This is a genomic window from uncultured Kriegella sp. (genome assembly GCF_963975415.1).
Classification (GTDB): domain Bacteria; phylum Bacteroidota; class Bacteroidia; order Flavobacteriales; family Flavobacteriaceae; genus Kriegella.
This window is the reverse complement of sequence record NZ_CAXBGN010000003.1, coordinates 459,124-471,266: the sequence shown is the minus strand read 5'-3', so window position 1 is coordinate 471,266 and position 12,143 is coordinate 459,124. Positions and strand designations below refer to the sequence as shown.

At 40.0% G+C, this 12,143-nt stretch carries 13 protein-coding genes; 7 read left to right on the top strand and 6 right to left on the bottom strand.

Annotation, left to right across the window (positions count from 1 at the left end):
* The first annotated feature begins 54 nt into the window (after nt 1-54).
* Entirely contained in the window at nt 55-981 is a 927-nt protein-coding gene (locus AACZ88_RS08775; RefSeq protein WP_339709006.1) for an aldose epimerase family protein, read from the top strand.
* An 83-nt stretch (nt 982-1,064) separates the two neighbouring features.
* Here AACZ88_RS08775 and AACZ88_RS08770 read toward each other — a convergent pair whose 3' ends face one another.
* Nucleotides 1,065-1,490, bottom strand: a complete 426-nt coding sequence (locus AACZ88_RS08770; protein WP_339709004.1) for an organic hydroperoxide resistance protein — start codon at nt 1,488-1,490, stop codon at nt 1,065-1,067.
* Nucleotides 1,491-1,678: 188 nt separating this feature from the next.
* On the opposite strand from AACZ88_RS08770, the gene AACZ88_RS08765 reads away from it, so the two are divergent.
* The 4 genes from AACZ88_RS08765 (at nt 1,679) to AACZ88_RS08750 (ending at nt 5,253) form a co-directional block, all read left to right on the top strand.
* Nucleotides 1,679-2,239: a DUF2911 domain-containing protein gene (locus AACZ88_RS08765; protein ID WP_339709002.1), complete on the top strand. Its 561-nt coding sequence runs from the start codon at nt 1,679-1,681 to the stop codon at nt 2,237-2,239.
* Nucleotides 2,240-2,242: 3 nt separating this feature from the next.
* Nucleotides 2,243-3,289 (top strand): methylmalonyl Co-A mutase-associated GTPase MeaB, encoded by a 1,047-nt coding sequence (gene meaB, locus AACZ88_RS08760; protein WP_339709000.1) that lies wholly within the window; start codon nt 2,243-2,245, stop codon nt 3,287-3,289.
* A gap of 148 nt (nt 3,290-3,437) precedes the next feature.
* Nucleotides 3,438-4,394, top strand: coding sequence for a glycosyltransferase family 2 protein (locus AACZ88_RS08755; RefSeq protein ID WP_339708998.1), 957 nt, complete (start codon nt 3,438-3,440; stop codon nt 4,392-4,394).
* Nucleotides 4,381-5,253: a lysylphosphatidylglycerol synthase transmembrane domain-containing protein gene (locus tag AACZ88_RS08750; RefSeq protein WP_339708996.1), complete on the top strand. Its 873-nt coding sequence runs from the start codon at nt 4,381-4,383 to the stop codon at nt 5,251-5,253. Before AACZ88_RS08755 ends, AACZ88_RS08750 begins: the two co-directional genes overlap by 14 nt.
* A 27-nt stretch (nt 5,254-5,280) precedes the next feature.
* On the opposite strand, the gene AACZ88_RS08745 is transcribed toward AACZ88_RS08750, so the two are convergent.
* The 5 genes from AACZ88_RS08745 to mazG are packed head-to-tail and all read right to left on the bottom strand — an operon-like array spanning nt 5,281 to nt 10,037.
* Nucleotides 5,281-6,939, bottom strand: coding sequence for a glycosyltransferase family 39 protein (locus tag AACZ88_RS08745; protein ID WP_339708994.1), 1,659 nt, complete (start codon nt 6,937-6,939; stop codon nt 5,281-5,283).
* Nucleotides 6,936-7,511, bottom strand: coding sequence for a phosphatase PAP2 family protein (locus AACZ88_RS08740; RefSeq protein ID WP_339708992.1), 576 nt, complete (start codon nt 7,509-7,511; stop codon nt 6,936-6,938). The genes AACZ88_RS08745 and AACZ88_RS08740 overlap by 4 nt, the downstream gene beginning before the upstream one ends.
* 8 nt (nt 7,512-7,519) lie before the next feature.
* Entirely contained in the window at nt 7,520-7,747 is a 228-nt protein-coding gene (locus AACZ88_RS08735) for a hypothetical protein (RefSeq protein WP_339708990.1), read from the bottom strand.
* Between the two features lie 55 nt (nt 7,748-7,802).
* Nucleotides 7,803-9,215: an MATE family efflux transporter gene (locus AACZ88_RS08730; protein ID WP_339709305.1), complete on the bottom strand. Its 1,413-nt coding sequence runs from the start codon at nt 9,213-9,215 to the stop codon at nt 7,803-7,805.
* 39 nt (nt 9,216-9,254) lie between these two features.
* Entirely contained in the window at nt 9,255-10,037 is a 783-nt protein-coding gene (gene mazG / locus AACZ88_RS08725; RefSeq protein ID WP_339708988.1) for a nucleoside triphosphate pyrophosphohydrolase, read from the bottom strand.
* 186 nt (nt 10,038-10,223) lie between these two features.
* Between mazG and AACZ88_RS08720 the strand changes: the two genes are divergently transcribed.
* Both AACZ88_RS08720 and AACZ88_RS08715 read left to right on the top strand, forming a co-directional pair.
* The gene (locus AACZ88_RS08720) at nt 10,224-11,255 is read left to right on the top strand and encodes a DUF3500 domain-containing protein (protein ID WP_339708986.1); all 1,032 of its coding nucleotides are present in this window, start codon (nt 10,224-10,226) and stop codon (nt 11,253-11,255) included.
* 6 nt (nt 11,256-11,261) lie between these two features.
* Entirely contained in the window at nt 11,262-12,095 is an 834-nt protein-coding gene (locus AACZ88_RS08715; RefSeq protein ID WP_339708984.1) for a sugar phosphate isomerase/epimerase, read from the top strand.
* The last annotated feature ends 48 nt before the right edge of the window (nt 12,096-12,143 follow it).

The following is a 12,143-nucleotide window of genomic DNA, read 5'->3' as shown; positions in this document are numbered from 1 at the left end:
ATATTCCGATGTTGCAAAAAACGATTACTTTTATAAAAAATTAAATATTTCCGCTTGAAACAAGTTACGCTTACTACCCCATATATTACGTTCATCGTATTGGATTATGGTGCTATCATTCAAAAGGTTTTGGTAAAGAATAACCGAGGAAATTATACCAACATGGTAGTTGGTTCCAATTTTCCCAATGACTATTTGACCGATACCGCTCATCTTGGAGCGTGCGTAGGTCGTTTTGCGGGACGCATTTCCAAGGCCCGTTTTGAACTTGACAGGGAAACCTACCCATTATACGGAGAACATGGGGTGCATTTGCATGGAGGAAAAGAAGGATTTGGGAAAAAATACTGGACCATCGAAGAGGTGAACCACGGTAATCGCCCCTATGTAAGACTTTCGTATTTCAGCAAACATTTAGAAGAGGGCTATCCTGGTAACTTAAAAGTTATGGTTACCTACCAATTGATCAACAACAGCCTACGAATTTTACATCAGGCCAAAACGGACCGCACAACCGTGGTAAACCTGACCAATCACTCTTATTTTAAACTTGATGAGAGCGATAGCTTAGAGCATTATGACCTTCAATTGAACTGCCCGGCACGTGTCGAAACACATGAAAACCTTTTGCCCACAGGCAAAGTGGTATCTGTGAAAGGATCAAAATATGATTTTATGAACAAGCGACCCATTGGTACTACAAGCTTGGACACCCCTTATGTAATCAACCCGAACACTAAAATTGCAGCACACATACACTCTCAAAAATCTGGCATCTCTATGGACGTAAAGACAAATCAACCAGCTGTTGTAGTCTATACACCACCACATTTTACCGGTATTTGCTTTGAGACGCAAAATTTTCCCGATGCTCCTAATCACAAGAATTTCCCCAAAAGTGTATTGAGACCCGGCGAGTTGTACAAAAATGAGTCTGAATTTAAATTTACGACACACGAAGCCCAGTTGCCCTTGTTCTAAATTTCAATCGGAGGTACTTCCCCCAGACCAAAATTTTAAAACCCGGCATGAAAACGCACTTTAAGAATTCGGAGTGCCTGCTTCTAGACGTCGACCAATAAATTCAAATGCACAGTGATATTATCGCGAGTGGCTTTGCTGTAAGGGCAAATTTCATGTGCGGCATTTACCAATTCTTCTCCTGTTTCTGTATTCACTGTAGGTAAATAACAGTCAAGTGTCACCTCTATAAAAAAACCATCATCATCTTTATTAAATGCAACCGTCGCGGTAACGCTAAAATCACCAAGATCATCAACTTTTTGGTCTTTGGCAACCACTTGTAAAGCTCCGGCAAAACATGTCGAATAGGTAGCGGCGAACAATTGCTCCGGATTGGTAGACGTTCCATCAGTTTGCCCATCTTTATCAGGCATTTTTATGGCAAAATCAAGCGTACCGTCTTCACTGGTAACATGACCGGATCTTCCACCTTCGTTCGTTGCTTTCGTTTTGAATATCGTTTTCATAATCAACATTTAAAATTCTATTTTAAGATAGTAAAGATGATTATCATATACGCAACCCAACTATTAAATTTATGTGAAAACTTTATGCGTTCATAAAAAGAAAAGGTATCATCTGGTTTTGTAACTTAGTAGTTGAACACCACGATGACTAGAAAACCGCTGACTTTTCATCACTTAAACCTAAGAAAATGAAAATCTTAAAATGGCTTTTGATTGTGTTGATTGTATTGGCCGCTCTCTTCTTTACCATCGGTCAACCTTATTTAAAGGGGCAGACAAAAAAACACAGTCCGGAAAAAACAGCCACCTATTCAAAAAATGGAGCCGATCTTTCGGTAAACTATTCGAGTCCCGCTAAAAAAGACCGTGAAATTTTCGGGACTTTGGTGCCCTATGGTATAATATGGCGAACAGGGGCCAATGAACCAACTACCTTTACTACAGCCTCCGATATTAAAATAATGGATAAAAATTTAACTGCGGGAACCTATTCGATATGGACAGAACCTAACCCCGATAGCTGGAGTGTTATTTTCAATAAGGACGTTCCCGATTGGGGAGTCACTTTACTTAGTGGAGGTAAAGATACTACGCGAGACCCGGAAGCAGACGTGGTTCGGGTAGAAGTGCCGACCGAAACCCTACCCAATATTCAAGAAAATTTCACCATTTCGTTTGAAGATTCGGCAGCGCTATATTTAACACTTAGCTGGGATCGAACAAAGGTAAAAGTCCCCATTAACCCATAAAGATTGGCCTTAAAAAAAAATACCTATACCAATAACCTTTCCAAATCGAGGCATAAAAGGAAGCAAATACCATCGGTCGAAGAACTTCTCAATGGTATTAAAAGGGGTGACAAAAATGCTTTGGCCAGAGCAATAACCTTAGTAGAAAGTAGCAATGCCGATCACCTCGAAAAGGCAAATCTAATTATCGAAAAGTGCCTCGGTCAAAACACAAAAACCCTGAGAGTCGGCATAACAGGCGTTCCCGGGGTAGGCAAAAGCACCTTTATTGAGGTTTTAGGTAAAAAATTGACCGCTTTGGGTAAAAAAGTCGCCATACTTACCGTAGATCCTACCAGTTCGGAAAGCAAAGGAAGTATTCTAGGCGATAAAACAAGAATGCATGAATTGGTAAAAGATCCAAATGCATTTATACGCCCTTCGCCCTCAAGTGAATCGCTAGGAGGTGTGGCTCGAAAAACCCGAGAGACCATTATATTGTGTGAAGCTGCGGGCTATGATATCGTTCTAATAGAAACGGTAGGTGTTGGGCAAAGTGAGACCATGGTTCATAGTATGGTCGATTTTTTCTTACTACTCAAATTAGCCGGCGCGGGTGATGACCTTCAAGGAATCAAACGAGGGATTATCGAAATGGCAGATGCCTTGGTAATCAATAAGGCAGATGGAGAAAATACTACAGTGGCCAACTTAGCACAGCAAGATTTTATCAAAGCATTGCACTTGTTCCCATTAAAAGAGAGTGGCTGGAAACCGGAAGTACTTACCTGTTCAACATTAGAAAATAAGGGAATAATTGAAGTTTGGGAGTTGATTGAAAAGTTTATAGCCTTGACTTCTTCAAATGGTTATTTCAAGGAAAATCGTAAAAAGCAAAACAAAAATTGGTTGTTACAATATATCGATAATCGAATTACCACCGATTTTTATAGACACCCCGACATCGTCAATACATTACCTTCTGTAATAGATGATGTCATTAGGGGTACTACATCGCCTTTTACTGCAGCAGAGAAGCTTTTTAAGGCTTACAAAAACCAGAAAAAATGATTCCAAGCCGCTTTAAAGTAGACAAATAGAGAGATTACTGACAATAACCAAGTATTATGAATAAAAACATAACTTTGCCGAACCCAAATAATCTTGGGTATCGACATTCAATCATAGAACCAAAACGACACTCCTAGAATCCCATCAAATGAATCCTGTAACTACTTTAACACTTTCCGTAGTCGTCCCCTTATATAACGAAGAAGAAAACGTGTCACTCTTGACTCAAAAAATTCACGAGAGCCTAAAGGGTTATAATTATCAGATTATTTATGTTGATGATTTCTCGAAAGATGCGACGCGCAAGGTGGTAAAGAACATGAAAGACGATAAGGTTCATTTAATCGAACTTAAAAAAAACTATGGGCAAAGTTTGGCATTGGCTGCGGGGTTAGACTATGCCGAAGGAGAGTTCATTATCACAATGGATGGAGATCTTCAAAATGACCCCAGTGACATTCCCCAAATGTTGGAACAAGCATTGAGTGGAGAGTACGATGTAATTACTGGAATACGTCAAAAAAGAAAAGATTCGCTCGTTAAGAAAATCCCCTCTAAAATCGCCAACTTTTTGGTGCGTCGCATTACCAAATTAGACATAAAAGATAACGGTTGTGCCCTAAAAGTCTTTACCCGTGATATCGCCAAAGACCTCAACCTCTATGGTGAGATGCATCGCTTTATAACCTTATTGGCCCATTTGGAAGGTGCACAAATAAAACAGGTTCCCGTAAAACACCACGCGCGCCATGCAGGTGTATCAAAATATGGTTTGGAACGTGTTTTTAAGGTAGTTGCCGATATGATGCTGCTTTTGTTCATTAGAAAGTATTTTCAGCGACCGATACACCTTTTCGGTATTTTTGGTGTATTACTCATCATGCTCGGCTTTCTGATCAATGTTTATTTGCTCATCGTAAAGTTCGGCATGGGCGAGGATATCGGAACACGCCCTTTGCTCATTTTCGGTATGATGTTTATCTTGGGAGGCATACAATTGTTTACCATAGGAATCGTAATGGAACTACTGATTCGAACCTACTATGAATCACAGAAAAAGCGGCCATATAGAATAAAAAAAATTTCCATAGGTGGTGAATCGTAAAAAGCTCATGACGGCCCTTAAAGTGGTCGTAAGTATTGCCCTTGTCTATTTTATTTTCACCAAAATCAATCTTCGGGAAATAGGAGCGGTACTCAAAGGCGCCGATCCGACATATCTTATATTGGCGGTATTGTTGTTTACGGCTTCAAAAATTATTTCCGCAGTGAGGGTAAACCTTTATTTTCACCGTATTGGTATACCACTCACTCAAATCGCCAACTTAAAGCTGGCCTTTTTAGGTATGTTCTATAACCTTTTTTTCCCAGGAGGTATCGGTGGGGACGCCTACAAAGGTTATTTGCTCAAAAAAAACTTCGACATCAAGACGAAGCGCGTGGTGTCTGTCTTGGTATTAGATCGGCTCAGTGGGCTCTTACTCCTATTCATCTACGCCTGTATCCTTGCGTTGCTTCTAAACAATGACGCCTTAACCCCATTTAATTGGGCATTTATAACGGCCATAGTATTAAGTATTACTGTTTTTTGGTTCTTGAACAAAAAATTATTCCCCTATCTGCTCCCAATATTCTGGAAATCGTTTGCGCTTTCTGCTTTGGTACAACTGGCCCAGTTGATCAGTGTCATGATGATTCTCAAAGCACTGGGTATCGTGGCTACTACTTGGGCCTATCTCTTTATTTTTCTAATATCATCGATTGTGGCTGTATTGCCAATGACCATTGGGGGAATCGGAAGTAGAGAAGTGACTTTTTTCTATGGGGCTTCTTTACTCATGCTCGATGAAAACACTTCAGTAACCATAAGTATGGTTTTCTTTTTGATAACGGCTTTAGTATCCTTATTTGGTGTTTATTTTCATTTCAGAAAGATTGCACTGAATGTGGTTCAAACAGCGTAAACCCCGGTATTTCAAAATTTATCGCCATTAATAAATATGAATGAGATGCATTTTTCGAAGTATTTTTTTACGTGTATTCGGGTTTAGAAATTTGGCTTGCAACCTCGTGATCCGGAATTGATTTACCGAATATTGGCGGTCCCAATCGAAACCCTTCCTATGCAACTCCCCTAGTTCTTCATCGCTTACATAGACCCAAACATTTTTTTTGCCTTCGATATCTTTAATGGAGGAAATTTCAACGGGCTTCTTATTGTAGAAGTCCAGACCCCAGGTATGGGCCGGTGAAAGTTTACAAATACCATCCACGGGAACCTCATGCTCTTTTATTTTTGCCGCCATGGAAGAACCCCCTTGGTATTTCAAAAGCGAAGGATAAAAATGCATATTCAAAATAGCGTTTAAAAACACGGAACTCAATACTGAAATCGTAATAATCTTAAAGTAATAATCTTCTTGTTTGAGTATATAATACACAATTGCCAGCGCCAAAGAAACTTTCCAAATGTAGTGGTATGGGTCGTTAGACTTAAAAACAAGATAACATATGAAGGTAGCGGCAATAAAGATCAGACCCAAAATAAAATACTGTACCCCCAATAAGACCTTGATAAACTTTCTTTCAGGATTTTTATATAAGCCATGTATATATGAGGCCGCTAGAACTGAAAAAAGTGGAATTACTATATTTAAGTAGTGAGGTAGTTTGAACTGTGCAAAACTGATGATTATAAATATAAGTGTAATTCCCCCTATGGTGAGCATTTCACTGTTAGAATTAAAAACAAACCTTGACTTTACGAGTGCCTTTGCCCGATTCCAGTACGCCAAGAGCCCTAAAACCGTCCATGGTAGAAACACCCATAAAAAAGTATGGAAAAAGAAGAAATAATCACTACTATTTTTTCCAACTCCTTCTCCGCTCAACCGTTCAAAACTTTGTTCCCAAAAAATAAAAAAGATACCGCTTCGATTACCCTTTCCCCTTATAATCTTCTCAGGATGCAAATCGAACTGATGATAATAGGCATACAGCATGGGAGCAATGGCCAGTCCAAAAACGAGCAAACCGATGACTACGCGCCAATTTAAAAAAGCCTTCCATTTTTTGGTATAACCCAAGTGGCACAATAAGGGTAAGCCAATCACCAAAAGTGCAATTTGACCTTTAGTAGAAAAAGCTATTCCCGCTCCAAATGCCCCTAAAACTATACTACTTAAAGTTCTTCGTTCTATATAAGCAGTAAGCTGCCAAATGGCAAAAATAGTCGAACCCGTAAGTACGGCATCGGTACGCACATCTATTACAGAAAGCACAATGGTCTGTGCGGTCATAAAGATTAGGGCGGCCAACTTACCCGTCTCACGATTGTAGAGTAGTTTTCCAAGCCCAAAACAACTATAGGCACCAAGCAAAGTGGCCAAAAGGGCCGGAATACGATAGGCCCAGTCATGAATGCCAAAAACCTTAAAAGAGAGTGCGGCCAGCCAATAATGCATATGAGGTTTATCAAGATACTCCTCAGTGCCCTTGAACAAGCTTAGAAAATCATTTTCTTGAACCATTCGCATGGCCATGACCGCAAATTGGGCAGAATCGTTTTCAAAAAGCGTGGCAAACATTCCGGCTATATAAACCAAAACAATCAAAAACATAAAAAACCAATACCTCAGGTTAGAGATCATAGGCGGAATCTGTGAATTGCAAATATAAATAACTTTGAAAACAACCAGCTCAAAATCAAACCTATTCCTATTCCAGTGAGCACATCCAAGGGAAAATGAACACCAATATAGATACGACTATAGGCAACAATAAAAGCCCATAACATCAAGAAAATTCCTATGTAACGTAGTTTTGACTTCAGCAGAAAAGTAAAGAAAAATGCCACAGCAAAAGAATTTGCCGCATGGGCCGAAAAATAACCAAATTTACCCCCACATGACTCTTTGACCAAACGCATAAGCGAATTTAACTCTGGGTCATGACAGGGTCTTAAACGTTGTACTCCGTATTTAAAAAAATTGGCCAGTTGGTCCGTTGTAAGAATTAAGATGGCCATCGTGACCAAAACAAGTATTGTTTTTTTAAACCCATAAAACTTATACGACAAACCGATAAGAGTTGCATAAAGCGCTAAGCTTACAAAATTCCACTTGTAGGTAATAAAGAGCCAAAAACCGTCCCAATGAGAACTCCCCATATTATTGAGCCATAAAAAAAAGGCTTCATCATGATGTATCAAATCTTCAAGCATAGGCCTATCTATTCCTCGTAGCGTTCGACTTCCCTATCATAGAACTCGGTAGCTTGGGCAACAAGGTTCTCAGTTTCTGTTTCCAATTCCTTCTCGTCCTCTTTGGAAAACTCCTCAAACCATTCTACCTCATCATTTTCTAAGTTTATGATAAATCGAGGATATTCGGTGTGCACCACAAATACAGCGGTGGGATAATCGGTATTGTCACCTAATAAAAATTTTGGCAATTGCATTTTAAATAGATTTATAGGGTTAATGGTATTTCCTTCATTTTTTTGAGAGATCTGCCTATTCTGTTTTTAATGGAGTAACAATTGTTTTGGACACAATCAGTTTTCTTGTCAAATAGTTAAACCGAATATACAATAATATGGCCGATGCCGTAAGCCCGGTAAGCAGACCAATCCATATACCTGTACTTTCCAGCTCGGTATACAGCCCTAAATAGAAAGAAATAGGAAAACCGATAAGCCAATAGGCCACAAAAGTAATCCAAGTAGGTATCTTCACATCTTGCAAGCCTCTTAAAGCACCCAAAACAACTACTTGAATACCGTCTGATATCTGAAAGAAGGCAGCTACAAGCAGTAGCTTGGCGGTTAATTCGATGACCTCGGTATTATCGACAATATTGATCAAATCTTTCTCATCTAAATATAGGGTCGGGAACCAATGCCTGCCCACCAAAAACAAAATGGCAAAGACAATTTCTAAAAGAAATGTGAGAAAAAAAATAGAGATTGCAATGCGCCTGAGTTCTTTAAAGCTTTGCAACCCTTTTTGATTTCCGACCCTAATCATCGCCGCAACCCCCAAGCCCATGCCTACCATAAAGGTCATACTACTCAAGTTCAGGGCAATTTGATTTGCAGCTTGCGGATTCTTGCCCAATACGCCACTCAACCAAATGGCAGCGGTAAAAATAGCCACCTCAAAAAACATTTGAAGTGCCGAGGGAAATCCCAAACTTATGATTTTGTTCATCACCTTTTTTTCAATTTTCCTAAAATTGAAGCCCGTAACATAATCATGAAACTTTTTCTTACTGTTCAGCAAGATCCAAATAAATATTAGCATTACTATTCTTGATACCAACGTGCCGATCGCCGCTCCCACAATGCCTAACTTGGGAAAGCCCAAAGAACCGAATATCAATAGGTAGTTCAAGACGATGTTGACCACATTGGCGATAATAGTGGCGTACATTGGGTATTTGGTTTGGGAAAGGCCCTCAGAAAATTGCTTGAAAGCTTGAAACATAATTAAGGGCACTAGTGAAAAAGCCACTAAATCTAAATAGGGCAACGCCAGTTCAACCACTTCAGGCGGCTGTTTCATTAAATATATCAAGGGTTCTGACAACAGAATTAGAACAAAAAGGGATAATCCTAGCAGGGTACAGAGTACCAACCCATGTTTTAACGCGCTTTTTCCATCTGCCTTTTTCCCAGCGCCATCCGCCTCGGCCACCAAAGGAGTTATTGCCGTTGAAAATCCAATGCCCAACGACATGGCAATAAATACAAAACTATTGCCCAAAGATACGGCGGCTAGTTCGGCGGTACCCAATTGCCCGACCATAACATTGTCGGCAAAGGCCACAAAACTATGGCCCAACATGCCAAGGATTACAGGAGTCGCCAATTTTAAATTGTAGCGGAATTCTTTTGTGTATTGTTGTAACAAAGTCTTTTTTTGGATTTGTTTGATCGGCACTTATTGTTCCCTTTAATTGGAGATTTATCGGTGCCCACTATGTTTCGCTTCTTCCCAAAAAACGTCCATTTCTTGCAACGTCATCTCTTTTAGAGACTTCCCTATTCCTTTTGCCCGTTCTTCGAGGTATTGAAAACGCTTTACAAATTTTTTATTGGTGCGCTCTAGCGCATTTTCGGGGTTGATATTCAGAAATCGGGCATAGTTTACCATTGAAAACAGTACGTCGCCAAACTCCGCTTCCATAGCATCGTGTTCGTTTTTATCGATTTCGGTCTGAAGTTCGGCAAGCTCTTCCTGTAACTTTTTAAAAACTTGTTCGGGCTTTTCCCAATCAAAGCCTACCCCTGCAACCTTATCTTGAATACGATTTGCCTTAACCAAGGCCGGCAACCCAGCTGGCACTCCTTCCAATACGCTTTTCTTACCCTCTTTCAATTTTAGGTTTTCCCAATTACGCTTTACTTCCTCTTCATCGGCCACTTTAACATTACCATAGATATGCGGGTGTCTATTTATCAATTTTTCACAAATCTCATTCGAGACATCCGCCATATCAAAATCTTCGGTCTCAGAGCCAATTTTCGCGTAAAAAACAATATGCAACAGCAAGTCGCCCAATTCTTTTTTTACTTCCTCCAAATTGTTTTCCAATATAGCATCACCCAGTTCATAGGTTTCCTCGATTGTCAAATGTCGCAAGGTCTCCATGGTCTGCTTCTTGTCCCACGGACATTGCTCACGAAGCTCGTCCATAATTGTCAATAATCGATCAAAAGCCTTAAGTTGGGATTCCCTAGAATTCATAAACTGAAATTTTGGCAAAAGTACGAATCTAAGATGTTAGACCGTGTTGTATTATTTAGTATTTTAGAAGACTCAAAAAAGGACATTTTTCAATTCGATTCGCCAACCAATGCGATATATTGTAGGTTCTTCATTGTACTAAGCCACATACACTGGAAATAATCTTAAAACAAATTACCACCTAGCATGAGAACATTTAAAAAAGCAGTTCTTCTTATAATTTTTTCATTTTTTTTGAATACTGCTACTGCCCAAGACCTTTCAGAAAAAGCCAATAACTTTTTAAGCACCCTAACACAAGAACTAAAAGCAAAAGCCTTTTTCCCATTGGACGATGCGGAGCGAACAAATTTCAACTTTGTACCAATGGATCGCAAAGGTCCCACCTTTCACGATTTCAATGAAACACAGAAACAGGCCGCGTTAGATTTACTGAGGGCCTCGCTCAGCGAAGATGGCTACCGCAAAACAACAGATATCATGTCTCTCGAAAAGGTTCTTCACGAACTGCTTAACGACCCTAGCAAAACAATGTCAGACGGAAGGCCGTATCGGGATCCGCTAAACTATCACTTTTGCATTTTTGGCACTCCCTCACCTACCGACTTTTGGGGCTGGCGTTTTGAAGGGCACCACGTATCGGTAAACTTCACGTCGACCCAAGGAAAAATCATTTCTTCGACCCCGAGTTTCTTTGGCTCAAACCCGGGTATTGTTCAAAGTACGGCGGCAAAAGGCAAGGAAGTATTGAAAAAAGAAACAGACCTTGGTTTTAAACTTGTAAATTCTCTTGAACCAAATCAGTTAAAAACGGCGAAGTTCTCAGATGAAGCCCCCTACGAAATTATCACCACCAACAAAGTAGAAGTCGGGGTCATAGAAACTAAAGGCATTACATATTCGGCGCTTACTAAAAACCAGAAAGAAATATTCATGGAACTTTTAAATGTATATTTAGGTACCTATGAAGCCGACTTTGCCGCTCATTTCAAAAAGAGAATAAAAAAAGCAGGGATGGAAAACCTCCGATTTGCATGGGCAGGAAGCTTAAAAGCCGGCATACCCAACTACTATCGTATTCATGGGCCGATTCTTTTGATTGAATACGCCAACACCCAGAACAATGCCAATCATGTACACACTGCGATTCGTGATTTGGAAAACGATTTTGCCAAGAGCGCATTGAAAGAACATTACGAAGAACATCACCATAACTAAAAAGCAATGGCAACACGAAGAGATTTTTTCACCCAATCGGCCTTACTGGCCTTGGGAACGATGGTAGCTCCATCCTACGCCCTATCACCCCCAAAGAATTTAAAATTAGGGGTTCAACTGTACACTTTTAGAAAAGAAATGGCTGCCGACCCCAAAGGCACCTTAAAACAAATTGCCGCAATAGGTATCAAAGAAATTGAAACGGCTCGAAGTTCTAAAGGCCATTACTACGGACTTTCCCCTAAGGAAATGAAAAGAACTTGCGCCGATTTGGGCATGAACCTTAAAAGTGGTCATGTCGCACTTGATAAGAATTTTCAAAAAACCATGGAAGAAGCCGCAGCATCGGGTCAAGAATATCTTATTTGTTCTTCAATGCCCTCCAATGGCCAAACCGTCGACAACTATAAAAAAGTTGCCGATGCCTTTAATAAGGCCGGTGAAGATTGCAAAAAAATGGGACTTAAATTCGGATACCACAACCACGGTTATGAGTTTGAATCAGATCAAGGTAAAGTACTCTATGACATTTTAATGGATAACACCCAACCCGACTTAGTACATATGGAATTGGACCTCGGATGGGTAGTTATGGGCGGCAAAGACCCGCTCGACTATTTTAAAAAGTACCCGAAACGTTTCCCTTTGTGGCATTTGAAGGATATGAACCTAAAAGAAGGTCACAGTACCGAATTCGGAAAAGGTGCACTTGATATCACAGCTATGATAGCCAATAGAAAAGCTTCCGGTGTAAAACATATTTTTATAGAACAGGAGGAATATGCCAGTACCCCTATGGAAAGTATGAAACACAACATGAACTACATGCACCACCTGTAATCTTAGCTCGTAAGCAAAGAAGTGTGGCTTCGTTCATAAGGTTTTCAA

What these genes read in the sequence shown, in the direction of transcription:
- AACZ88_RS08770 (WP_339709004.1), bottom strand. Translation starts at nt 1,490, where the DNA reads ATGAAAACGATATTCAAAACGAAAGCAACGAACGAAGGTGGAAGATCC.
- AACZ88_RS08765 (WP_339709002.1), top strand. Translation starts at nt 1,679, where the DNA reads ATGAAAATCTTAAAATGGCTTTTGATTGTGTTGATTGTATTGGCCGCT.
- AACZ88_RS08755 (WP_339708998.1), top strand. Translation starts at nt 3,438, where the DNA reads ATGAATCCTGTAACTACTTTAACACTTTCCGTAGTCGTCCCCTTATAT.
- AACZ88_RS08745 (WP_339708994.1), bottom strand. Translation starts at nt 6,939, where the DNA reads ATGATCTCTAACCTGAGGTATTGGTTTTTTATGTTTTTGATTGTTTTG.
- AACZ88_RS08740 (WP_339708992.1), bottom strand. Translation starts at nt 7,511, where the DNA reads ATGCTTGAAGATTTGATACATCATGATGAAGCCTTTTTTTTATGGCTC.
- AACZ88_RS08735 (WP_339708990.1), bottom strand. Translation starts at nt 7,747, where the DNA reads ATGCAATTGCCAAAATTTTTATTAGGTGACAATACCGATTATCCCACC.
- mazG (WP_339708988.1), bottom strand. Translation starts at nt 10,037, where the DNA reads ATGAATTCTAGGGAATCCCAACTTAAGGCTTTTGATCGATTATTGACA.
- AACZ88_RS08720 (WP_339708986.1), top strand. Translation starts at nt 10,224, where the DNA reads ATGAGAACATTTAAAAAAGCAGTTCTTCTTATAATTTTTTCATTTTTT.
- AACZ88_RS08715 (WP_339708984.1), top strand. Translation starts at nt 11,262, where the DNA reads ATGGCAACACGAAGAGATTTTTTCACCCAATCGGCCTTACTGGCCTTG.